Source organism: Paenibacillus sp. T2-29 (assembly GCF_052921365.1).
Genome location: NZ_JBREVE010000007.1, coordinates 14,227 through 37,950, shown reverse-complemented (window position 1 = coordinate 37,950; position 23,724 = coordinate 14,227). Strand labels below are relative to the sequence as shown.

Genomic DNA, 23,724 nt, shown 5'->3' with positions numbered 1-23,724 from the left:
GGCCATTGATATGGCCGGGAGACTCCTCTTTTTTCGTTTTGTGCCATGCCCTTAGCTTAATCGGTTCCGAGAATGAGGTAAGATAGATCTTGCCTGCTCTTCGGTACCCTATATAGCCTATGGGGTGGCTTATGATCCGCCTGTACGACGGCGTTGGTTGTTCGGCTTCTTCGTATTTTGGCTTTTCAGTGTTTTGGTGGAACCGCCTTGAAAGCCGCCCTGCTGTGAAGCGCCGGACTGCTGTTTTTTTTGTGCCAGCTTTTCCCGAATGGCATCTGCGAGATTAATTTTACGTGGTTCGTTAGCATCGCTCATGAATAAATTCCTCCTGTTGCCGCCAGATTCAAGTCAATCATGCTGGATTGAAGAAAAACGCGGCTGTGTCCTCATTTTATACGTTTTTAAAAGAAGGGACAAGGGCAACAATGATAACACATCGCTGGAGTAAGGCAGGAGGGAAAATGTCTGTTTTTTGCATGAAGGAAAAATTGTTTTGTGTAACCTACAGGGATGGTGCCTGGCAATACTTTTTCGTTGTTCCTACAGCGATGTAGAGCGGAAAGACTGTTTCTCTAGACCCACACAAAGTACGTCTGTTATCCTGAAAATAACAGTTATCCAAAGGAAAATTGTTATTTTTAGTAGCAGCTATGCTGCTTGTTTGAGGAGTAGTGTAAGGACAGCTGTGCTGCTATTTTTATTTCTGGGCAGGTCTCTATGCTGCAAACTATCTATTTGAAGGAGTGTCCTCGGTTGTGGTAAATGTCTATGATGAAATACGAAAAGGTGAGCGAGGGGCGTGGGTGAGTATTGCTGCTTATCTCTTGCTGTCCGCCTTTAAGCTGATTAGCGGATATATATTTGCTTCTAGCGCGTTGCTGGCCGATGGATTCAACAATGTCACCGATATTGTGGTGTCGATTGCTGTATTAATCGGTCTAAGAATCTCCCAGAAACCACCAGATTCCGACCATACCTATGGACATTTTCGGGCCGAAACGATCGCGGCGTTGCTGGCGTCCTTTATTATGGCTGTCGTTGGTTTGCAGGTGCTGATTGACGGAATCGGAAGCATTTTTAAGGGAGGAAAGCAAACACCGGATATTACCTCTGCGGGTGTGGCTGTGATTTGTGCAGTGATTATGTTGGGAGTGTACCTGTACAATAACAGGCTGGCTCGGCAAATCAACAACAAGGCGTTGCTGGCGGCGGCCAAGGATAATCTATCGGATGCACTTGTCAGTGTTGGAGCAGCAGTGGGCATTATCGGGGCACAGTTTGGGCTGCCGTGGTTGGATACTGTTGCGGCGATTGTGGTAGGGTTCATCATTTGTAAAACAGCGTGGGAGATTTTTAGGGATTCCACACATAGCTTGACTGATGGATTTGATGAGCAAGAACTGTCCGACTTACGGAGTACGATTGCTCTTATACCTGGAGTAGAGGGAATTCGTGACGTTAAGGCACGGGTACACGGTAACCATGCGCTGGTGGATGTGGTCATTGAGGTCAATCCGCAGCTCAGTTTGATCGAAGGACATCGGATCAGCGACCGGATTGAGGAACGTCTACAAGAGGTTCATAATACGATGCACGTTCATGTCCATGTAGAACCTAAATTATAGATTAATTATTAAATAATTAGTATAAAAAGTGACTTTAGACCTATACCTAAAATGGTGTACACGCTATCTTTTGTGACGTTTGGATTATATCTCTCTTCCTGCTGCTTTTACTATAATGAAGGCATGTCCGGCTATATTCGTCGGAATTATGCTCTTCAAATTCGTAAAAACAGCCAGGAGGTGCAACATTGAGAAGACGCGTGATGGGAATGCTCATGACGTCAGCCGCGCTGTTGGCAGCAATTCATGTGGCGCCGGGTCAGGTTGACGCAGCGGCATCGACTACAGCATCCACAGGCCAGAAGGCGGTTATCCAGGCGGCTGTAAAGCTTAGATCTGGCCCTTCTACTACGGGCGATGTAGTCAGCTTTATGAAGCAGGGAGAGGCCGTAACGGTATTGGAGAAAACAAACAACTATTGGTATAAGGTCAAGACTTCTGATGGAGTAACCGGCTACACAAGCAGCTCTGACAAGTACATAAAAGTTGGCGCTACCAGCGTCGCTGCTGCTGCCACGTCGCCTGTCAGCCGTAAAACGGAAGCCTCAGAGTCAGCTAAAACTGTTTCAGCTTCAGTTAAAAATGTTTCAACTAAAGAGGCTTCGGCTTCAGTGAATAGTTCTGCCGGTCAAACGAAAGCTACGATTCAAACGTCCGTTCGTTTGCGGGCGGAGGCATCCACTTCTTCCGAGGTTCTGGGCTATATGAACACAGGGGATGTCGTTACGATTACCGATTCAAGCAACGCATATTGGTTCAAGGTCACCACTGCTGACGGTACAGTAGGCTATGTCAGCTCATCTCCACAATATATTCGTATTGGTGAGGGCGTTGTTGTGCAGCAGGCAGTAGCTTCTGCGGCTGCACCAGCTTCAGATACTACTGCTCTACCTGCGGTAGCGTCTCCTGTATCGACGGTTAGCTTGTCTTCTGGTGATGCAGCGGCTGCAATTGAACAGGTTATTGACACAGGTATGACTTACCTTGGAACACCTTATGAATATGGTTCTGATCGCAACAGTACGGCTACTTTTGATTGCTCGGCATTTACTCGCCAAATTTTCCGTCAGGCTGTAGGTATCCAGCTTCCGGCAGATTCTCGTTCACAGGGTGAATGGATCAAGCAGAATAGTCAGCCGAATACGGATATGACTACACTGAAGCGTGGCGATCTGCTCTTTTTTACAAATTATAATGCATCTTCAGGGGCGTACACGTCCTTGGATAATTCCTCCCAAACGATTACGCATGTAGCTGTATACTTGGGAGACAACAAGCTTCTCCATACGTTTTCTGTAGCGGCCGGTGGTGTAAAAGTTACGGATTTCAGCAAGCCTTGGCAGGATCGTTTCCTGTTTGGAGGCAGCGTGATCCAATAATAACGCCGTTCACTGTTAAAAGTTGCATCAAAAAAGGATGTTCCACAACTCTGTTGACTAGGGTGGGAACATCCTTTTTTGATAAGCATATGATACATAACACTTTTGGACGTAGCAATTATCCAATGCCTATGAGGCTCGTTTTCTTCCGGTAAAGAGTGAAATAACGAATAACACCAAAAATAGTACAAATAACATTTTGGCGATTGTAGCGGCTACGGAGACGACGATACCAAAAAAACCTAAAATCCCGGCGATCACAGCAAAAACTAAGAATAAAGCCGACCATTTCAGCATGTTCTGTATCCTCCTTTGATTGTATATAATGTGGCATACTCGCGCCCTGATTGAGCGTGGTAGCAGATGACGGTGACTTCTACAGATTAAACGTGGCTGTGCCATCATTATATGGTGTTTTAAACGGTGCAAGGGCCTGTGAATCATAACGTTTGGAGCACAAGATGCTACCAGTCTGGACGTTGTTTCGTGTCCGAATATAGAGGGTAACTATGCAGTAATCATAAACATCATCGTGAAAGACGAAAGAGAGGTTACGCTATGTTAACACAGGTCAGCATTTTTATTATTGCTATCGCATTTGCCGTTCTCGTTATTTACCTTATTAAGACTTTGAAAGCAGCCCAAGGTTCTCTGGATAAGGTGACTCAAACCTTGCAGGAAGTACAAAAGACAGTCGATGAACTGAGTTATGAAGTAAAACAAACGGTTCGACATGCAAATGACATCACCGCAGATGTTGATCATAAATTGAAGCAAGTGGAACCTGTGATGGAGTCGGTTAAAAACCTGGGGGAGGTACTTAGTGAAGTGACGCTGGCCGCCAAGCAGGCTTCAACAGCGTTAATGACACGGCTTCAGAAGTCGCGAAGCACTGCGAGCAGCCCTTCCGGAACGGAGAAGACAATCAAGTCAACGGTATCGAACAGACCTTTGACTGCAACAGAGCGGACGGTTCAGAGCTACAATGCCACTTATGGGGAACCTGCGGGCAAGCCGGCTAAGAACTGGCTGGGTTATGTAGACATCGCTGCTGGGGTGTGGCAGAAAATGCGTCAGTAGTATAGTGCTGAACCGTAAACTATTGGAAATTCATTGAAAGGGTGAGAATTATGATGAAGACATTATTACTAGCCGCTGGTTTGCTCACTCCCTTTTCCGGACAGGATACGGTTCAGCAAACCGTTTCTCCGCAGACAGCGGGGCATATGGTAAGGGCTGTTCAGACGATAACCGCTCCACATGCTGTGCCAGCTGATTTTCAGACCTTAAATGGCATATCTCTGGATGATACTCGTGCGGATGTATTAAAAAAACTGGGCAAGCCACTTCGAGTCAAGAAGGATATGCTGCTGCTTTCTACAGAATATCAATATCCGGATGTCGTGGTAGGTATGCGTGATGACGTCGTCTCTTATGTGCATGTTGATCCTGCTGCCGGTCGAATCAAAGTGAATGATAAGTGGCTGCCACTGCAACGGAAAACGCTGGATCAGGCGCTAGGCGGCTCGCAATTTACGGCAGAAGACGGAGAAGTATATGTACGCGGGCAGCGTGCGATCAAAGTGTTTACGGATAAGACGTCTGATAAGCCGAAGTATGTTGAGTTTTTTGATGAAACGGAGTGGTGATCGATTTTTTCAAGGCGTGACATCATATGGAAGTTTCAAATGGATGAATGAAGTGTAATAGTCAGAGAAGTCAATCCTTAAAGGAGCGTGAGAAACATGAATCAGACCAATCATAAATCTTATGCCAAGGTGGTAGAGAACGGTGTACAAGCCGTTGAAGCTGTGAATGAGTTGCGTAACACGGGCTATCGTTATGAGGATGTGTTCGTGCTCGCTCATGATCAGGATCGGACGGATCGTATCGCCGATACGGTGGCTGCCAAGGAAATCGGGATTAAGGAAGAAGGCGTTTTCGACTCATTAGCGAATTTGTTCCGTTCCCGTGGCGATGAGCTTCGTGCTAAAATCACTTCCTTGGGTTTTACAGATACGGAAGCAGATTTTTATGAAAAAGAATTAGATCAGGGTAAAGTGCTGGTTATTGCGAAAAAAGCGTGATATTTCCAGCTCATCATAGGATCAAACAAGCTTAGATTTGAAAAAGAGGATGTTGGCCGCAGCACAAGTGTTTCGCGGGTCCTCCAAAAACATAGATAAGGAATGGGGCTTCAGCCTCATTCCTTATCTATGTTTTTGGAATGCCTGCTTACGGAAACGCTATTTCCAATCAACATGGGTGTTGCCCCCTAAGCAGGTATAGTATAATACATGGGTTACAGATAAGGAGAGAGCAATGAGAATTCTAATTGTTGACGATAATCCAACGAATGTCATTATTATTCGTGAAATACTAAAAAAAGAAAATTATCGCGATGTAATCTCTGCCAGCTCGGCCGCAGAAATGCTGGAGCATCTGGGAATCGGCGACCGTACCATTAGTCTCCGGCCCCGTCCTTCGGATATTGATTTGGTGCTGCTGGATATGATGATGCCTGAAATGGACGGCATTGAGGCTTGCAGTATTGTGCAGGAATATGAACATTTAAAAGATATTCCGATTATTATGGTTACCGCTGTAGGCGATTCTAAAAAATTGGCCGAAGCCTTGGATGTGGGAGCCGTCGATTATGTCACGAAGCCGATCAACAAGGTAGAGCTAATGGCTCGTATTCGATCTGCCTTGCGTCTCAAGCAGGAAAAGGACTGGCATAAGGACCGGGATCAGCGAATCCAGGATGAATTGAAGCTGGCTGCGATGGTGCAGCAGGCGGTGCTGAGTCCTGCCATTCAGGACCCGATGCTGCAAGCGAATGCACTGTACCAGCCTTCCTTTGAACTGGCGGGGGATTTATATTCATGGTATCCGCTAGGGGAAGGGAGATATGCCGTCATTTTGCTCGATATGATGGGCCATGGCATTTCTTCTTCTCTGTTTTGCATGTTCATTGCGTCTGTACTTAAGGATACGGTGACCACGTATGTGGAGCCGGAGAAGGTCATACAAGAGCTGAATCGTCGTTTTAATCAACTGGATTTGGGCAAGCAACTGGTACAGTATTATTTTACGGCGATTTATATGGTGATTGATACTCGTTCACGGCGAATTGACTATGTAAATGCAGGGCATCCTCCCGGCTTGCTGTTCAATCAGGACGGCAGTATAACCAAATTAGACCGTGCGTGTAGCCCGGTCGGATTGTTTGATAAAATTGATGCAGAGATGCACACGATTTATTACGAAGGAACTGGGCATATCGCTTTGTATACAGATGGCTTGCTGGAGGCGGTAGAAGGTGAATATGAGGAACAATTGGATTATCTGACTGCCTGTCTGCGTAAGTATGAGGAATGGAATGAAGAAGCGATGCTGGATGCATTTTTTCGTAATGACGGGGGACCGCAGGATCGCGATGATGATAAGTGCCTGATCTGGATTTCGCTGAAAGAGGGAGAGAGCTTGCATGAAAATCAGAAATAAGCTGCTGATTGGCTTTGGATCGCTTATGGCGATCCTCCTTGTGCTGACGCTAATCAGCTATGACCGGATGGGGAGCCTGAATGAACAGCTAAACCAGGTTTATCAAGAACGATATGTGAAGGTCCGGAAAACAACAGCTATACGCGGACAGGTGAACGATATGGCTAAAGTGATGGCCAATCTAATCTTGAATCCAGGCTCCTCTGTCAGTGAGGCCAAACGCGAGCTCGATGATCTTTCCGCTGCGGGTACGAAAGTGATGGCTAGTCTGCAAACGGATTCCGGCACCAGTGAAGAACAACAGCAGATTGACAGGGTGGCTGCTGCATGGAAAGACTTCATAAACTACGAAGAGAGACTCATTTCCTTACTGGGACAAGATCGTATTGAGGAAGCTAATGCTTTCCGTAATAGCACTGGACTGCCTGCTCAAGAGGAGGCAATGAACAGCATTAATACTCTTGCCGTTTTTCAGGATCGGGAAATTGATAACGATATGAAGCAAGCCAATCGGGCCTATGAGGAATCTGTGCAGATTACCACAATCCTGATGGCTGCTGGTCTGATCATGGGCTTACTGGTTATTTTGTGGGTGCTCCCGAGCATTGCCAAAGGTCTAAATACCGTTAACCTCATGATGAGTGGCTTTGGCAAGGGAAAGTACAGGGCTATCAGCCGGATGAGTGTGGCCTCCAAAGATGAAATCGGAGAGGTTGCTCGTGTGTTTCAACAATTGGCTGGAGACCTGGATGAAAAAAGGAAATTCGAGCATTCCGTCCTTCAAACGCAGAAGGATCAAACCTGGCTTAATGCCAATACTGCTCGGTTGACTGAGCTGTTTCGTGGTGTGAATTCACTGGAGCAGGTTGCTCAGATGTTCATTAGTGAGTTTACGCCCATCCTGGGAGGCAGTTACGGAGCCATCTACCTGCAAGGAAAAGATGTAGAAGACCACCGATTCAAGTTGTATGGCTCCTATGCAAAGGTGACTGGCGAAGGCTCGATCAGAGACGTTATCCAAGTGGGCGAAGGTTTGCTTGGACAGTGTGTTCTGGATCGTAAGCCGATCTTGATTACAGAGGCGCCTGAAGGATACTTGTCCATTGGCTCCGCCTTAGGAGAAAGTAAGCCAGTGGGAATTATGATTTTCCCTATTATGTTCGAGGATGAATGCATTGGTGCCGTGGAAATAGCGTCACTGGATCGCTTCAGTGATCTGGAAACGAAGCTGTTTGCTCAGTTAGTGGAGAGCTTAGGGATCATTTTGAATAACATCAGGGGACGGATGCGAGTTGAGCAATTGCTGCGCGAATCGCAGGCACTTACCGAGGAATTGCAATGTCAGTCTGAAGAGCTGCAAACTCAGCAAGAAGAACTCAAGCGTTCCAACGAGAATTTGGAGCAGCAAACAGAGGAGCTTAAGCGTTCCGAGGAATTGTTACAGCGTCAGCAGGAAGAATTGGAGCATTTTAATACTGAACTGATTGCCAAAACGAGAGCACTGGAAGAACAGGTTCGAGAAGTGGAAGAAAAGAACGATGAGATCGAACGTGCACGAGCCCAGTTGGAGCAGCAGGCGATGCAGCTGGGGATCACAAGCAAATACAAATCCGAGTTTTTGGCCAATATGTCGCATGAACTGCGTACTCCGCTAAATAGCTTGCTCATTCTTTCTCAGCTACTGTCTGAGAACAAGGAAGGCAATCTTAAGCCCAAACAAGTCGAATATGCACAAACCATTTATATGTCAGGCGCGGATTTGTTGAAAATGATTGATGAAATTCTGGATTTATCCAAAGTGGATGCTGGGAAAATGGATATTAATCATGAAACGGTCCATTTGAAGGAGCTGGAGCTGTTTGTTGAACAGAATTTTGCTCCGGTCGCGGCCAAACGTGAGCTTCAACTGCATACCGAAATTGAAGAGAACTTGCCAGATGCCATTGTTAGTGACGGTTATCGTCTCAAACAAATTTTACGTAACTTGCTGTCCAATGCGTTCAAGTTCACCACGGAAGGTTCTGTAAGTTTCAAGGTATCTCGGGTAAATGGAGAGCAGCTTCCGGGTATGCTAAATCCACGAAAATCCTATCTGGCTCTATCTGTGCGTGATACGGGCATCGGAATTGCTTCAGACAAAACAGATCTGATCTTCGAAGCCTTCCAACAGGTAGACGGTACGACTAGCCGGAAATACGGGGGAACAGGGCTAGGGCTGTCGATCAGCCGTGAGCTTTCCAAATTGTTGGGCGGTGCCATTACGGTGGAATCCGAGCAGGGGCAGGGCAGTTGCTTCACACTGTATTTGCCGGAACAAACGCCTACCGAAAAGAATATGGATTCTCATTCGAAAGAGGCGCTTGACAGTACAGATGTACATCCGGATTTTGAGGGTGTCGCTACTTCAGCGGAAGCAGATCTTCCAATGATTATGCCTGCTGAACGCTTACCTGTATATCAGATGCCTGCGAAGAGCGGAGCGGAGGACATACATCCGGGTGACGACCGAAACGAGATTACCCCGCAGGATAAAGTGCTGCTGATTATTGAGGATGATATTAATTTTGCTAATATTTTGTACGACATGGCCCGTAGCCGAGGCTTTAAGGCGCTGATCGCTCTCAAAGGAGACGATGGGCTGAACATGGCTCATTCTTATTTGCCAGACGCTATTATATTAGATATTCAGTTACCTGTGATGGATGGCTGGTCCATTTTGGGCGAGCTGAAAGGAAACTCATCGACACGTCATATTCCAGTACATGTGATTTCGGTCATTGATGATGTGAAGCAGGGCTTGATGATGGGCGCGATTGCCTATCTCAAAAAGCCTTCTTCGAAGGAGAGTCTGGATAAGGCATTTTCACACATAAAATCGTATACGGACCAAATGGTAAAACGCCTCCTTGTGGTCGAGGATGACGATAATCAGCGCAAGTCCATTATTGAGCTCATCGACCATGATGATGTGGCCATTACGGCGGTCTCGACAGGTAAAGAAGCACTAAACGAGCTGGCCACCCAGCGGTATGACTGCATGGTACTGGATCTGATGCTCAGTGACATGACAGGCTTTGAGTTGCTCGACCGCATTCGGGAAAATGAGCAGCTCACCGATCTGCCGATTATTATTTATACAGGCAAAGATCTGGATAGTAAAGAAGAAACGCAACTTCGAAAATATGCAGAGTCTATTATTATTAAGGATGTCAAATCACCGGAACGTCTTTTGGATGAGACTACGTTGTTCCTGCATCGGGTGGAGGCCAATCTTCCTGAGGACAAACGTAAAATTCTGCAAAAGCTTTATAACAAGGAAGAGCTGTTTGAAGGCAAAAAAATATTGTTGGTAGACGATGATATTCGTAATGTATTTGCTTTGTCCAGTGTGCTGGAAAGCTATCGTATGGAGGTTACCTTTGCGGAAAATGGAAGGGAAGCTCTGGAAATGCTCGAACAGACGCCTGATTTTGATCTGGTGCTGATGGATATGATGATGCCGGAAATGGATGGATATGAAGCAATGCGACGGATTCGATTAATGCCGCAATTCGAGAAGTTGCCTATTATTGCCCTGACAGCCAAGGCGATGAAGGATGATCGCTCCAAGTGTATTGAGGCAGGCGCCTCCGATTATGTAAAAAAACCGATTCAAACCGAACAGCTTTTATCATTAATGCGGGTGTGGTTGTATTCGTAATCCAAAAAAATGGGTAATATAAATTGACACTTGATTGAGAGCGATACAGGCAAAACCTATTTAGGAATTGGAGAGAGATTATGACATCGAAGGATATGGCGGATAATGCTGCTAATGAAGTGAAATCGAATGACAATGAGCGGGAAATGATTGAGATTGAGCTGTTGCTGGAAGGTATACATCGGCTGTACGGCTACGATTTTCGCAACTACGCTCTGCCATCGATCAAGCGGCGTATTTATTATCATGCGCAGTCCGAGAACGTAAGCACGATATCAGGACTTCAGGAGAAGGTGCTGCATGATCGCAGCGCCTTCGATAGACTGGTACAGAGTCTTTCTATTCCGGTGACCGAGATGTTTCGCGACCCGGAGCTGTTTCTAAATTTCAGGCGAAAAATCATTCCTATTTTACGAACGTATCCGTATATCCGAATCTGGCATGCAGGTTGCTCCACAGGTGAGGAAGTATATTCTATGGCAATCTTGCTGCATGAGGAAGGCTTATATGACAAGGCCCGTATTTATGCGACGGATATGAATAACCTGTCTTTACAGCAAGCGAAGGAAGGCGTATATGGGATCGACCGAATGAAGCTGTATACCAAAAATTATTTGGAATCTGGGGGCACACAATCGTTCTCTGAATATTATACAGCCAAGTATGATTCGGTGATGTTTCACCCCTTTTTACGAAAAAATATCATTTTTGCTGAGCACAATTTAGCGACAGACCGGTCTTTTAACGAGTTCAATGTTATTTTTTGCCGGAATGTTATGATTTATTTCAACGACGAACTTCGCAACCACGTACATGGGTTGTTTTACGATAGCTTGAGTCATTTTGGTGTGTTGGTGCTTGGGGCCAAGGAATCCATACATTTCACCGATTATAGTGATTCCTACGAGCCGCTGGACCGGGTAGAGAAGATATACCGGAAGATTAAATAGAGATGCTTAGGAGGATTCCATGGGGCTTCATGAACCGATTCATATATTGCTGGTAGATGACAGACCTGAGAACCTGCTCGCTCTTGAGGCAGTGCTGGAGAGTGAACAATATAATCTGGTAAAGGCCACATCTGGGGAAGAAGCGTTGCGATGTCTATTAAAAGATGAATTTGCACTCGTTGTCCTCGATGTGCAAATGCCGGGTATGGATGGAATTGAGACCGCAAAGTTAATCAAGGCCAGAGAGAAGACGAAGGATATTCCGATTATCTTCATTTCAGCTAACAGCAAGGAAGCGGAGCATTTGTTTGCGGGATATTCAGCGGGCGGTATTGATTATATGGTAAAGCCGTTCATCCCTCAAATTCTCAAGTCCAAAATTGAAGGCTTCGTACAAATGTATCTAACAAACAAGCGCTTGAAAACACAGTCCATGCTGCTTCATCAGAAGACGCAGGAGCTGGAAAAGATGAACAGCGAACTGATTGCCGCCAAGGAGGCGGCAGAGATTGCTGCCAATGCCAAAACCGAATTTTTGGCAATGATGAGCCATGAGATTCGCACGCCTATGAACGGTGTCATTGGTATGATTGATCTGCTGATGGAGACAGAGCTGCAAAACGATCAACAGGAATATGCCGATATCATCCGTCGCAGTGCGGACGCGCTGGTCGCAGTCATTAATGATATTCTGGACTTTACCAAGCTGGAGTCAGGCAAGATGGAAGTTGAGGAGTATCCATTTGATTTGGTTTCCTGTATCAAGGAAGTTTTCAGCCTATTTACCGTAGAGGTGAACCGCAAGAATTTGGAACTGGTTTATTTTCTCGATGAACAGATGCCTCCCGTGTTATATGGAGATATGGGTAGACTGCGTCAAGTACTGATTAACTTGGTCTCCAATGCTGTTAAATTTACAGATCAGGGCGGGGTATATGTTTTCGCATCTGTTAAAGAGCGTAGCGACAATGGGCTTACCGTTGAGTTTTCTGTAAAAGATACAGGCATTGGTATTGATCCTGCCAAGGTTGGAAGGCTATTTCATCCCTTTTCCCAACTGGATTCTTCAATGACACGCAAATATGGTGGAACGGGTCTAGGACTCGCTATTTGCAAAACCTTAGTGGATATGATGGGCGGAGATATCCGTGTGGATACAAGTGGAGAACAGGGTGTGGCGTTTCATTTTACAATGAAGCTTGGCGTTGCCAAGGAAAATGAACTGGAGGGGGAGTCCAGCCACGATTGGGAAATTCCACAACAGGAGCCCCCAACCCGTAAACCTGTACTGGTCGTGGATGACCATCCCATCAACCAGAAGCTGATGGTGAATATACTGGATAAGCTCGGTTTGGCTTCAGACGTGGCAGCAGATGGGCAACAGGCGCTTGATATGGTCACTGCGAATCAAGACTACGACTATATCTTTATGGACTTGCAGATGCCTGTAATGGACGGTCTGGAGTGTACGAGTAGAGTACGTGAACAATTGGCGGGAAGATCTCAGCCTGCCATTATCGCTATGACAGCTAACGTCATGGATGGGATTCAGCCCCGATGTATTGAAGCTGGAATGAACGATTATATTAGTAAGCCCGTTAAAATCAGCAGTGTAAAACAGGCGTTGCTCCGGCATTCACCGGACCATTTTCCAATGCAGCCAGGTAAAGACCGAATCAATGAAGCCTAGCTGGTGGTATTTTACAGGTGTATAAAAAGTTATAACGTGATTCAAACACTCGTATATTGGGTTAGTATGTAGGGAAATCTTTTTTTGGGAGAGTAGGCCAATGAATACTAATAAAAATGAGAAGTTCAATGCGATCACAGAAACAGCCGATGGTGTAAATACCGTTTATCTGAGTGGAGAATTGGATCTTTCGGTAGCACCTGATTTCCGTCTGGTCATGGAGCCTTTAGTGGGGGAATCCAGCCAGGATTTGATTGTTAACTTGAGAGACCTTAAATACATTGACAGCACAGGCATTGGTATTTTGTTATCTATTTTAAAAGCAAGGCATGGGATGGAGTCCCGGTTTACGGTTCAAGAGGTACCGCCTCAGATTCAAAAACTGTTTGATATGACCGGTATTGCCAAATTCTTTGCCCCCCAGGAGAATTCCCAATAGGAAAGGAAAGAAAAAGAAATGAATGCTCAAATTCAAAAAGTAGTTCTTAATTTGCCGGCCACAGCTGACTTTGTTGATATTGTAAGATTAAATTTATATGGTATTGCCGCGAAAATGGGATTCTCTTATGAGGAGATTGAAGACATGAAAGTGGCCGTATCGGAAGCCTGTAATAACTCTGTCCTCTATGCATATGGTCATGAGGGAGGAGTCGTGGAAGTAACATTCGAATTTGACGAAGCTTCGTTGTCCATTCGTGTCAAAGATGAAGGGGAGAGCTTTGAACGTGTGGAGGACCCGACTCGTATCGCATCCTTGCATGACAAGGAGTTGAATGATGCGCAGATCGGCGGATTGGGCTTTTATCTCATGCAGGCGCTTATGGACGATGTTCATATCTTGAATGAGACAGGAAAAGGCACCGAAGTGGTGTTGGTAAAGCGTCTGACCAGAAGTGAGGAAACAGTATGAATGAAAAGGTAACTCCCCCGGAGTCGATGGATGAAGCCGTTGGTCTAATCTGGGAGTACCAGCAAACCAAAGATAACGAAATTGCTACCGTGCTGATCCGCAAGTATGAGCCTATGGTCAAGATGGCTGCCGGGAAGATATCCCGTAACCGTCCGGACTTATACGAGGATTTATATCAGACCGGTCAGATGGCTTTGATACGTCTGCTCCAGCAATACGATATCAGCTTGGGTATCCCATTTGAGCCGTACGCTATGAAAAGTATGCTGGGACATATGAAAAATTATTTGCGCGATAAATCCTGGTACATACAGGTTCCTCGCCGTATCAAGGAAAAGGGAGCGCTTGTTCAACATGCCATTGATGAGCTGACCGTCAAATTAGAACGCTCACCGAATGTGAACGAGATTGCGGAGTATCTGGACCTTACCGTTGAGGAGACGATCGAGGTGCTTGCTGGTCGCGAGTGCTACCACTATGTTTCACTGGACTCGCCATTATCTCAGGAAGAGAGTGCAGCTACGTTAGGTGAGCTTATTAGCTCAGATGCTAACGATTTTGACACGGTGGAAAAACGGATGGATCTTCAGCAGGCTTTAAGCCAACTGAAAGAGCAGGAACAGAAAGTGCTTCTTCTGGCATTTCAGGACGGTCAATCTCAACGTGCGATTGCACAGACGTTGGGCGTATCACAGATGAGCGTTTCCCGTATTCAGAAGCGGGCAACAGAAAAGTTGAAGCAGATTATGTCTAATTCCTCTATTTCATGACAAGATCGCTGAATTCATGGCTTATAATATTTGACGTCCCATCGTAAGGACACGTTATTCCAATTAGGGAAGCGTGTCCTTTTTATAAAGCGGAAAAAACAAAGAAAGGATGGAATCCATGACAGCATTTGAACAGATTTCTACCTTTCGTGGAGGCTGGGAATGGTGGGATATCTGTGCTGCGGACTGGCAGGATTCAGTCATACAGCACTTGAAGGAGAAGCTCCCAGAAGCCGCAGAGTGGCTGGATAAGGTAGGGGACATTCCATCCAGTTTTATTTCTGTGCGCTTTCCAGATGGCAATCAGCCGTTGATGTGCGGATCGTTGATCTACTCCGTTCAGGAGGAGATCGACAGTCAGCGTAATTGCAACAAGTTTTATTTTCTAGTCCTAAACCAGAAGCTAGTGACCTTAAATCTAGACCAAAATACCCGTGAAATTATGCATACCGCAGAACGCCAAACCATGCTGGAACAGTGTGAGGATGCAGCAGACGGCATGTTCGTTTTGGCGAGAGCCGTGCTTCATTATTTTCATACGGGAATGGATAAGTTTGAGATCAACCTGAGAAGACTGGAAGAGGACATGGAGAAAAGGAATGCACGTACGCTGATGGATTCTATATTGAATGCGCGTTTCGAGCTGTTGTATTGGAGCAATATGTTCATCCCTTTTTCAGAGCTGGTCACGGCTTCCCGCGAAGCATATCTGGATAAGCTGGAGGAGAATCGCTTTTTTAAGCAGTTATTGTACCGTGTCACTCGGATGGAGGGACTTTTCCGCCATTATGAAAAGGAAATCGACACATTGATCTCCATAGATGATGCCATTTCCGCATTTAGGGGCAATGAGATTACGAAGACGCTCACCATTGTGACCGCTGTATTTACGCCTGCCACTGTAGTGGGTGCTATTTGGGGCATGAACTTTGAAAATCTGCCTTGGATTAAAACAGGCTGGGGCTTCACCATTGTGATTGTTGCTACTCTGCTAAGTATGGCGGGGATGTACGGCTGGCTGATGATGAAGGGGTGGACGGGAGATTTATTAAAAACGAACAAGCGCAACAAATTGTAGCGGCTGCTTAACTAATTACAATGTACATTCAAAAAACGATCCATCGCAACCGGGAGCATTTTGGGAGTCAATACCGGTTACGATGGATCGTTTTTATATGAGATAGAAGACAATTACTTAGTACCTTGACTCATTTTGATATATCCTAACAATTCGGCGATGAAATCTCCGATGACCGGAAGATTTAACTGCACTAGGAAGCTGAGCAACCAAGCGAGTAAGGCGAGTACGACGACTGTACCCAGTGTAAGGCCGAGACCTCGTGAAATCCCAGCCGTCAGATTGCTGATAATTCTTCTTTTTGTGCTGGAGTAGTTCTCTATAATATCTTTGAATTCTGCTTTTTCCAATGTATCTGCAATTTGATCTAAGCGTTTATTAAGCCGCTTAACCTCATGGCGCAGCTCAAAAGGATGTTCATTCACATCAAAATCTCTTTCATGATCATGCTTTTTAACATGAGTAGGTGAGGTCTGCTTGGATGAAACCTCGTCTAGTTGATCTTGTGTCTGCAGGGGGTGAAAGGTTCTCTTGTTGTTCCGGGCAAGATCATCTCCATAGGAGTGTGGTTTGTTCATGGTCATCCCAGCCTTTCTATCATTTAAAAACAGCCAGCTTCTTGCATGCTGGCTGTTCAGTGTTTGGAGCTTATTTTGGTTGTAATCGAAATATGTTGTTATTAGGAATTTGCATTTAATTGCTTCTGAGTGTCCTTGGCTGCCTGAGCCGTTGCATCCATAACTTCTTTATCCGCTTTGGCCGCTTCATTAGCGACATCCGCAGAGGCTTTAGTTACGCTGGATACGATGTTGTCTTTGCTCTCGGCTACCGTTTTGGCTACATCTGCTGTTTTGGTGGAAACGGTTTTAGCCAAATCCGTTGCTTTGCTGCTGACTGCGGATGCGACATCCTTGGTTTTATCGGAGACAACGGTCATTTTTTCGGACAGATCGCTACGCAAATCGCGGCCCGGTTTTGGAGCGAACAGCAGGGCTGCCGCAGCACCAATCAAACCTCCAATGAATAAACCCTTTGCAAAACCTGAAGTGCTTGCCATATTTTGATTGTCCATGTTACTCATGATATATCACTCCTTTTATAGAATAAAAAATATATATAAATGTTAGGTAGCCCTTCTTAATAGTTTGGACACAAGTCCGAGCAAGAACACGAACAATGCGGTTCCAAGTATGGCTGGAATGACTGCAAAATCTCCGATGACTGGGCCCCAGTCTCCTAGAATCATGGCACCGAGCCAAGCTCCTACAAATCCAGCAATCATAGAGCCCGCAATGCCGCCAGGCATTTCATGACCAGCTAGTGCATCGCCAATCAATCCGATAATAATAGCCATTACAATACTTAGGACAATTCCCCACACAAGGATCGCCTCCTTTATCTTGAGTTCACACAACGATAATGTTTTTGATGAATCTCTGAGCTTTCGTTATTTCTTCGCCTTGCTTACTTCGTATATAAACGTTGTGACCGTGAGTGAAACAAAAAGCCATCTTAGAGCGCTTATGGACGGGGGAGAGATGAAGGGGAGGAAGGCCACAGACGCGCTTGCCAATAGACCACGGGAACGGTAAATACCAGCCAGATCATACCTGCAATATAGCCGCCTACAATGTCGGTAGGAAAATGAACTCCTAAATATACACGGCTGAGGCCAATCAAGAGAATGAGCAATGCACCAAGAACACACGGAAGGAAGAATGTTCGCTTATGAACCATTCGTTCTATAGCCCAAATGGCAAATATCATTCCGTAAAATCCCATGGAAATCATCGCATGACCGCTGGGGAAACTGTAACCCCCCGCTTCCACCAAATGTTGAAGAGACGGGCGTTCCCGTTGTAAAAATTCTTTTATGATCGTATTTAGCACCCACATCGCGGTAAAGCTGCTTAGGATGGCAAAGGAGTACGCTTTTGAACGGAGATAGACCCAGCACAAGATTGCGGTACCGATTGCTATCAGTAATGATATGCGGAATGAGCCTAACGATGTAATGAAGATGGCGACGGGTAGCAGTTGGTAATGAGTAGCAGCTGTGTCTGGAAAAACAATATCTTGAATGCGCTCATCCCAATATAGAAAAGGAGCTGTGCCAATCCATCTTACTGAATAGGCAATGAGAAGTAAGACAGCGATCATGATCATAGATGCAGACAGACTGCGACGCAAATAGCTTGGTAAGAATCGGAATCGTTGAGGTTCATGGGATAGCATATGTAGTAAATCGCCTCCTTATGGCTGTGATAGATTGATTTTGTGTACTATTAACTTAACGAAAAATGAACTGGAGAGCAAAATCAGACAGAGACAATAGGCTGATTGACGCATATAAGTGCGGGGTAAAGGGATCGTATTACAGCGTTTGTAATGCCAGGGCCGGAAGTGGATTAGGAATCACGAAGTAAGGGCTGCTTTACGGAACTGAAATCCATGGAGGTGTTAAGGATGATTAAAATAGTGACATCAGCAGAGAGACATACCTCAAATAAAGGATGGATTCATAGTGAGTTTAGCTTTTCGTTTGCAGATTATGAAGATCCGAGCAATGCCCATTTTGGATGTATGCTGGCCCATAATGATAATGAGCTTAAACCGCAGCAAGGGTTCAAAAGACATCCGCATCATGATTTGGAAATCGTTACCTATGTAATTGAAGGTCTTCTGCATCATAGCGACAGCTTGGGCCACGAACAGGATCTGAAAAGCGGCTCGATCCAGGTTATGAGTGCAGGCACCGGGATTGAACATGAGGAGCGAAATCCTGGGGATGAAAAACCGGTTCGCTTTTTGCAAATGTGGTTTCTACCTGAGAGTCCTGGCCTTCAGCCTTCTTATCAGGTACAAAGATTCAAGCATAGTGAACGCCTAAATCGACTTCAGCCTGTAGTGTCTGGTTCAGAGGTGGAGGGAGCGCTATCCATTGCACAGGATATAAATCTGTATCTGAGTAGATTGGAAAAGGGACAGCAGCTTGAATATCCGCAGCAAGAAGAGCGCCGTACTCACATTTATATCATTAGCGGTCATGTCGAAGTTACGTGTCAGGATGGGGAATTTCAGTTAAGACCTGGTGATGCCGCGCGAATTCAAAAAAGCTGTACATTAAAGATACTAGCTACAGGGAATGAGGAAATATCTGAACTGGTATTAGTAGATTTGCCTTGAAGTGTCCATGGGTAAAGGAAGAAGTGTATGAAAATACGTATATGCATCGAAAAAATAAAGCTCGTATCCCTTGTGCGTCTGTTAAGACGACCGGAGATACGAGCTTTATTTATGGTGACAAACTTTAAATAGCCAAGCTGTCTGTCCTACAAGCTGGTTTAGGAGGACTTACGCAATCTACCCAGTTCGGAGACAATGGCTTCAACCTCTGAAATGCTGAGGTTAGGCTTGCTGATCACCATATCGTAGACATCATGGATGTCCTCGTATTGCTCTAGCGAGAAAGCGGAAGCCTGCATAGCAGCACCACTCGCCATACGAAGCTTGGTTTTAATGCCCTCAATCATATACTCAATGTTGGCATGAGACGGTACAGACAAATCCATCGTTAATGTTCCATCCTTTCATAACAGGGGAAGTTGCCTGTATTGTATCATGTTTTTGTTGTAGAATGTACTGATAGCCAGATTACCGATATACAACTGAATGAAGGAGGATGGACAAAGTTGTCTTTGTATAATCGAGCTTCTACATCCGGTCGCTCACCCTTAGAACCTACTAATGTAGAGAAAACAGATCGCGACGGACTCGCACCGTTTTTCCGAGAAATTCAACATCAGCATGCTATGGATAAGTTGACTTTTGTATGTATCGGTACAGATCGCTCGTCGGGTGACTCACTCGGGCCACTGGTAGGCACCATGCTCAAGGAGCAAGGCTTTCCGAATGTGATTGGCACAATGACGGAGCCTTGTGATGCGGATCATCTGGTTTCATACTTGGAGCGTATTCCCCAAGATCATCATGTGATCGCCATAGATGCTTGTCTTGGACAGCATGGCTCAACGGGAATGTTCCTTGTTGCCCGTGAACCGCTAACCCCTGCGCGATCGGTTGGTCTGTCTCTGCCGTCTGTCGGGCATTATAGCGTTGCAGCGATTGTGAATGAGCGCAGTGCCAAACCGTACTGGACACTCCAGATGACGTCGCTTCACCTGGTCATGACGATGGCTGCATATATTGCAGATGCAGCGGCTTGTGAATTTGGTTTAAAAACAGCTTCGCAAGATTTTCCAGCGGGTTACCGTTTCAGATATTGATGGTCTGCTTAATAATATACATCAGCATGTTCTACTTACTAATATATTCAGAACGAATAGATTATATACAGAGAAGGAAGGGTTCCACATGGAAAAGGTATTATGCGAAGGAACGACGATCTGCTATGCCGAACAAGGAAAAGGAGATCCGATCATTCTATTGCACGGATTTTGCGGAAGCTCCTCCTATTGGGATGAGGTTGTTCCCTTGCTATCCCCAAGCTATCGTTGTATTGTTCCAGACTTGCGTGGACACGGACGCAGCGATGCTCCACTCGGAGCCTATACGATTGATCAAATGGCAGACGATGTGCTTAAACTTCAGGAACAGTTGGACATTCCTCAGGCTGCATGGTTTGGCCACTCCCTAGGAGGCTACTTGGCCCTTTCCGCGGTACAGAGACATGCAGAGCGTCTGACAGCCTTTGGACTGATTCATTCGACGGCTTATGCAGATACGGACGAAGGTAAAGAAAAGCGGAACAAGGCTGTATCCACCATTCAAACGGAAGGGATTACAACCTTTGTAGATGGACTCGTACCAGGATTGTTTGCTCCTGAACATGTGGAGTCGATGCCGAACCAACTACTCAAAGTCAAAGAAATTGGCTACAAAACACCTCCTCAAGGAGCCGTAGGAGCATCACTGGCTATGCGCGAGCGCCCGGACCGTCGGGATGTGCTGTCAGCTTCTGCATTGCCAGCTCTTTTAGTAGCAGGGGAGCAGGATCAGGCGGTTCCTCCAGCACGGACGTTTACAACAGATCGAACCGGGGTAACCCAGGTTACTCTACCGCAGTCTGGACACATGAGCTTGATCGAAGCACCGCAGTTATTAGCGAATGCCATCTTGTCATTTTTAGACCAGAACTTGAAAAAGTAGAGTAAGGTAAGTCTAGATACCGGAACCTTCTGATGTGGTATTAGAGGGGATCCGGTTTTTTGCTGACTTGTTGCTTCCTATTGGTTAATGTGCAAAATGCCTAAGTCATATTGTTTTTGTTCAAGGCAAACGCCGTCGGCAAACCGTCAATACTCTCTAAATTCTTCTCGTATGCATACTTTTTAAGTGCTTCTTCGCCCATCTGAATCGCCACGTCCTTCAGCTTTTCCCGTTCGCTCGTGTAAGTCATGAAGGGAACTGCAAAACCACATGAATGTTGCACCATATGAACATCAACAACAATGATTTGTCTTGCCCCAGGCAGTGGATTGAAGAGAGGATAGAGCTCATTCCAACGCTTTGTATTGGGCAACACGACTGTGCCAGTACCAAAGAGCCTTAATACACAGGGCTCGCCTTCAAATGCACAGAACATGATGGTTACCCGTCCGTTCTCTATAATGTGCGCACTTGTCTCGTTGCCACTTCCCGACAAGTCGAGATAGGCTACCTTGTGATCTGACAATATACAAAAAGAATCGTAGCCCTTGGGGGAAATATTCACATGCCCCGTCTTAGATACAGGTGCTGATCCTACAAAGAAAATATGCTGCCGCTGTATGAACTCCTGATATTCCGGTAGTATCGAACTAAATTGTTTTCCCATACTTCAACATCCTTCCCGTAAAATATTAACTCATGATTTTGTTTCTAGAGAAAATAAATATTATATTTTATTTCGCGAATCAATATGTTAAAAAAGATTATTTTTGTTTCGTATGAAACAAAAATAACATGAGACTAACGGAGAATCAATATCAAATTTTTGAATACTTGTATTTGAAGTTGGTCACATGATCGGCTATAAAACACTGTGCTACCCGAATGTTACGTGTTGTACGTGATTTTCTGAGTGCCGGATCATTGATGCTATAAATGATTTGTAATTGTGCTAAATGAGTTTACGCCATGTCGGCGGCATTTGGCTTTTAGACAAGGATGTCTTACAATCAGAAGGGACAGGGTTGCTGGGTCTCTAGGCATCAGGATGAAAGGAAGGGAACGGCTTGCTTAGAAAAGATTATTTGCTTAGCATGATGGAAGAATTGACATCAGCAGTGGCATCGGTGCTCGGTCTGAGGCGTGAAAATAAACACGTTGAAGCGCTAAAACAACTAGATGAACTACTTAACAAGCAGTTTCGCCTTCGTTCAGATTTGCTCAGACGATTGCCGCCGGAACAAATTATTGAGCTTTTCCGAATGGGCCCTGGGATGGAAGCGGATGAGCTTCAGCAAGTGGCTCGCATTCTGGAAGAAGAAGCTGTTATATACATGGAGACCAGCAGATTAGACGAGGGCATACGAATTTTAATGAAATCTCTTCATTTATATTTGTACAGCGATCTGAATGGCGCGACTCGTGATCTACAGGTCCTGCCTGAACGAATAGCGTGTATCGTAAAACTGCTTCATGAATATGAACTCTCTCCGGAAACCAGCAAGCTGTTAGCTGTTCATTATGAGCGGGAAAACAGGCTGGACCAAGCCGCAGATGTCTGGTTTGGATTGGCATGGGAGCAGCCAGAGCTGGGATCGGAAGCAGAGGCATTTTACAGTCAGTTACTGGATAAGACCGATGCAGAGCTAGAGCGGGGTGGAATTTCACGCCGGGAAATCATCGAGGGTTTGTCCGAGATCACCCAATTACATGAAAGAAAGTGAGATGTACCTTTTGGATTCACTGCGCGAACTTGTATACCAATTGACCACGGGAGGCTCCCTCATAACAGCAACGCTGAGTCAGCTGCGCAAACGTGAGGATGCTTCTTTTACTAAAGTGCAAATCAAACCTGTGGAATTGAAAAACAAACTGCATTACCAGTTTGCCTTTCATTACAGCAACAAAGTCATTCATGAAAATCTGACCCCTGATGAAGCTAATGAGCGCATGACTGCCTTGTTTGAGGACACATTCCGCCAAGGACTTCTATGTGCCAAGGATGCAGACTATCAGGTGCTGATCAGTAAAAAATATAAAGTATCCATTCTGACAAAGTCACCGAGCAAAAGTAAAGCCGATCTGTCTCATAATCGCAAAAAGCAATATGTGCTTGAGGAAGGAGAACGTATTCCTTTCCTGATTGAGCTGGGGATTATGAATGAGGACGGTAAGGTACTGGCCCGCAAATACGATAAATTCCGTCAAATCAACCGTTTTCTCGAAATGGTGCAGGATGTATTGCCCAGCCTTCCGGTAGGCCGCCCATTGACGATTGTGGATTTTGGCTGCGGCAAATCGTATTTGACCTTTGCCTTGTATCACTATTTGGCAGTACAGCAAAAACGACCTTTGCAGGTTGTCGGTTTGGACTTAAAGGCAGATGTTATTGAAACCTGTAATGTTCTGGCGCAAAAGCTGCAATATCGACAGTTGGAGTTTCTGGTCGGAGATATCGCAGACTACAATGAACTGGAGCAGGTGGATATGGTCGTTACCTTGCATGCATGCGATACAGCAACAGATGCAGCGCTGGAAAAGGCAGTCCGCTGGGGAGCGTCTGTCATTTTATCAGTTCCGTGCTGCCAGCATGAGCTGTTTAGCCAACTGGAAAACCCGGTCTTGGAGCCTTTGCTCTCCCATGGCATTTTAAAGGAGCGTTTTTCTGCACTGGCAACGGATGGAATCCGGGCCAAGCTGCTGGATATGATGGGGTATCGGACACAGCTCTTGGAATTTATCGACATGGAGCACACACCTAAAAATATTCTGATTCGTGCTGTCAAAGGCCAAGCGGGAGAACGATCCGTTCTGTGGCGTGAGTACACAGCATTTCGGGATTTTATACATGCTGATCCTTATTTGGAACGTGCCTGTGCGGATTTGCTTCCCGAAGGGGCGGGACAGCAGCAGACACACAGCTAAGAATATAGCAAAAGTGGAGCC

At 45.6% G+C, this 23,724-nt stretch carries 26 protein-coding genes; 18 read left to right on the top strand and 8 right to left on the bottom strand.

Translation table 11 applies throughout. The annotated features are described in order from the left end of the window. Positions 1–129 precede the first annotated feature (129 nt). Complete coding sequence (locus tag ACU1JV_RS19015) at positions 130–315, bottom strand: hypothetical protein (RefSeq protein WP_007432127.1); 186 nt, start codon at positions 313–315, stop codon at positions 130–132. A 440-nt stretch (positions 316–755) separates the two neighbouring features. Here ACU1JV_RS19015 and ACU1JV_RS19010 point away from each other — a divergent pair, with 440 nt between their 5' ends. Further along, positions 756–1,625, top strand: a complete 870-nt coding sequence (locus ACU1JV_RS19010) for a cation diffusion facilitator family transporter (RefSeq protein WP_013373054.1) — start codon at positions 756–758, stop codon at positions 1,623–1,625. Positions 1,626–1,813: 188 nt separating this feature from the next. Further along, positions 1,814–3,004, top strand: a complete 1,191-nt coding sequence (locus tag ACU1JV_RS19005) for a C40 family peptidase (protein WP_058831091.1) — start codon at positions 1,814–1,816, stop codon at positions 3,002–3,004. A 129-nt stretch (positions 3,005–3,133) separates the two neighbouring features. Here ACU1JV_RS19005 and ACU1JV_RS19000 read toward each other — a convergent pair whose 3' ends face one another. Next, positions 3,134–3,301, bottom strand: a complete 168-nt coding sequence (locus tag ACU1JV_RS19000; RefSeq protein ID WP_013373051.1) for a DUF1328 domain-containing protein — start codon at positions 3,299–3,301, stop codon at positions 3,134–3,136. A gap of 261 nt (positions 3,302–3,562) precedes the next feature. On the opposite strand from ACU1JV_RS19000, the gene ACU1JV_RS18995 reads away from it, so the two are divergent. The 11 genes from ACU1JV_RS18995 to ACU1JV_RS18945 all read left to right on the top strand — a co-directional run bounded on the left by ACU1JV_RS18995 (position 3,563) and on the right by ACU1JV_RS18945 (position 15,609). Continuing rightward, entirely contained in the window at positions 3,563–4,084 is a 522-nt protein-coding gene (locus ACU1JV_RS18995) for a DUF948 domain-containing protein (RefSeq protein WP_058831092.1), read from the top strand. Between the two features lie 50 nt (positions 4,085–4,134). Then, complete coding sequence (locus ACU1JV_RS18990) at positions 4,135–4,653, top strand: hypothetical protein (RefSeq protein ID WP_013373049.1); 519 nt, start codon at positions 4,135–4,137, stop codon at positions 4,651–4,653. 96 nt (positions 4,654–4,749) lie between these two features. Next, entirely contained in the window at positions 4,750–5,091 is a 342-nt protein-coding gene (locus tag ACU1JV_RS18985) for a general stress protein (RefSeq protein WP_013373048.1), read from the top strand. Positions 5,092–5,326: 235 nt separating this feature from the next. Next, positions 5,327–6,511, top strand: coding sequence for a PP2C family protein-serine/threonine phosphatase (locus ACU1JV_RS18980; RefSeq protein WP_058831093.1), 1,185 nt, complete (start codon positions 5,327–5,329; stop codon positions 6,509–6,511). Further along, the gene (locus ACU1JV_RS18975) at positions 6,495–10,211 is read left to right on the top strand and encodes a response regulator (protein ID WP_413986999.1); all 3,717 of its coding nucleotides are present in this window, start codon (positions 6,495–6,497) and stop codon (positions 10,209–10,211) included. Before ACU1JV_RS18980 ends, ACU1JV_RS18975 begins: the two co-directional genes overlap by 17 nt. A gap of 80 nt (positions 10,212–10,291) precedes the next feature. Further along, positions 10,292–11,161: a CheR family methyltransferase gene (locus tag ACU1JV_RS18970; protein ID WP_025675409.1), complete on the top strand. Its 870-nt coding sequence runs from the start codon at positions 10,292–10,294 to the stop codon at positions 11,159–11,161. Positions 11,162–11,180: 19 nt separating this feature from the next. Beyond that, complete coding sequence (locus ACU1JV_RS18965) at positions 11,181–12,851, top strand: response regulator (RefSeq protein WP_025675411.1); 1,671 nt, start codon at positions 11,181–11,183, stop codon at positions 12,849–12,851. Between the two features lie 100 nt (positions 12,852–12,951). Beyond that, a complete protein-coding gene (locus tag ACU1JV_RS18960; protein WP_013373043.1) occupies positions 12,952–13,290 on the top strand; it encodes an STAS domain-containing protein in 339 nt (112 codons plus the stop codon). An 18-nt stretch (positions 13,291–13,308) separates the two neighbouring features. Then, positions 13,309–13,761 (top strand): anti-sigma B factor RsbW, encoded by a 453-nt coding sequence (gene rsbW, locus ACU1JV_RS18955; protein WP_165082504.1) that lies wholly within the window; start codon positions 13,309–13,311, stop codon positions 13,759–13,761. After that, the gene (locus ACU1JV_RS18950; protein WP_013373041.1) at positions 13,758–14,531 is read left to right on the top strand and encodes a sigma-70 family RNA polymerase sigma factor; all 774 of its coding nucleotides are present in this window, start codon (positions 13,758–13,760) and stop codon (positions 14,529–14,531) included. The genes rsbW and ACU1JV_RS18950 overlap by 4 nt, the downstream gene beginning before the upstream one ends. 118 nt (positions 14,532–14,649) lie before the next feature. Beyond that, positions 14,650–15,609: a magnesium transporter CorA family protein gene (locus ACU1JV_RS18945; protein ID WP_129549971.1), complete on the top strand. Its 960-nt coding sequence runs from the start codon at positions 14,650–14,652 to the stop codon at positions 15,607–15,609. 113 nt (positions 15,610–15,722) lie between these two features. On the opposite strand, the gene ACU1JV_RS18940 is transcribed toward ACU1JV_RS18945, so the two are convergent. The 4 genes from ACU1JV_RS18940 to ACU1JV_RS18925 all read right to left on the bottom strand — a co-directional run bounded on the left by ACU1JV_RS18940 (position 15,723) and on the right by ACU1JV_RS18925 (position 17,844). Further along, positions 15,723–16,193 (bottom strand): DUF5665 domain-containing protein, encoded by a 471-nt coding sequence (locus ACU1JV_RS18940; protein ID WP_413986998.1) that lies wholly within the window; start codon positions 16,191–16,193, stop codon positions 15,723–15,725. Between the two features lie 95 nt (positions 16,194–16,288). Beyond that, positions 16,289–16,690, bottom strand: a complete 402-nt coding sequence (locus tag ACU1JV_RS18935) for a YtxH domain-containing protein (RefSeq protein WP_413986997.1) — start codon at positions 16,688–16,690, stop codon at positions 16,289–16,291. 42 nt (positions 16,691–16,732) lie between these two features. After that, positions 16,733–16,990, bottom strand: a complete 258-nt coding sequence (locus ACU1JV_RS18930; protein ID WP_039276219.1) for a GlsB/YeaQ/YmgE family stress response membrane protein — start codon at positions 16,988–16,990, stop codon at positions 16,733–16,735. A 140-nt stretch (positions 16,991–17,130) separates the two neighbouring features. Further along, positions 17,131–17,844 carry a phosphatase PAP2 family protein gene (locus tag ACU1JV_RS18925; RefSeq protein ID WP_040102889.1) on the bottom strand — a complete coding sequence of 238 codons (714 nt, stop codon included), beginning with the start codon at positions 17,842–17,844 and terminating at the stop codon, positions 17,131–17,133. A gap of 231 nt (positions 17,845–18,075) precedes the next feature. Here ACU1JV_RS18925 and ACU1JV_RS18920 point away from each other — a divergent pair, with 231 nt between their 5' ends. Then, complete coding sequence (locus ACU1JV_RS18920; RefSeq protein WP_019688597.1) at positions 18,076–18,795, top strand: pirin family protein; 720 nt, start codon at positions 18,076–18,078, stop codon at positions 18,793–18,795. A gap of 158 nt (positions 18,796–18,953) precedes the next feature. Here the strand turns inward: ACU1JV_RS18920 and ACU1JV_RS18915 are convergent, their stop codons facing one another. Continuing rightward, positions 18,954–19,181: a DUF1128 domain-containing protein gene (locus ACU1JV_RS18915; protein WP_013373034.1), complete on the bottom strand. Its 228-nt coding sequence runs from the start codon at positions 19,179–19,181 to the stop codon at positions 18,954–18,956. 120 nt (positions 19,182–19,301) lie between these two features. Here ACU1JV_RS18915 and yyaC point away from each other — a divergent pair, with 120 nt between their 5' ends. Next, on the top strand, positions 19,302–19,895 hold the full coding sequence (gene yyaC / locus ACU1JV_RS18910) for a spore protease YyaC (RefSeq protein ID WP_013373033.1): 594 nt from the start codon (positions 19,302–19,304) through the stop codon (positions 19,893–19,895). A gap of 88 nt (positions 19,896–19,983) precedes the next feature. After that, entirely contained in the window at positions 19,984–20,778 is a 795-nt protein-coding gene (locus ACU1JV_RS18905; RefSeq protein WP_013373032.1) for an alpha/beta fold hydrolase, read from the top strand. 100 nt (positions 20,779–20,878) lie between these two features. On the opposite strand, the gene ACU1JV_RS18900 is transcribed toward ACU1JV_RS18905, so the two are convergent. Further along, positions 20,879–21,445, bottom strand: coding sequence for a pyridoxamine 5'-phosphate oxidase family protein (locus tag ACU1JV_RS18900; protein ID WP_013373031.1), 567 nt, complete (start codon positions 21,443–21,445; stop codon positions 20,879–20,881). Between the two features lie 400 nt (positions 21,446–21,845). Here ACU1JV_RS18900 and ACU1JV_RS18895 point away from each other — a divergent pair, with 400 nt between their 5' ends. Beyond that, complete coding sequence (locus tag ACU1JV_RS18895) at positions 21,846–22,502, top strand: DUF6483 family protein (protein ID WP_413986996.1); 657 nt, start codon at positions 21,846–21,848, stop codon at positions 22,500–22,502. Then, the gene (locus tag ACU1JV_RS18890) at positions 22,489–23,703 is read left to right on the top strand and encodes a class I SAM-dependent methyltransferase (protein ID WP_413986995.1); all 1,215 of its coding nucleotides are present in this window, start codon (positions 22,489–22,491) and stop codon (positions 23,701–23,703) included. The genes ACU1JV_RS18895 and ACU1JV_RS18890 overlap by 14 nt, the downstream gene beginning before the upstream one ends. Positions 23,704–23,724: the final 21 nt, after the last annotated feature.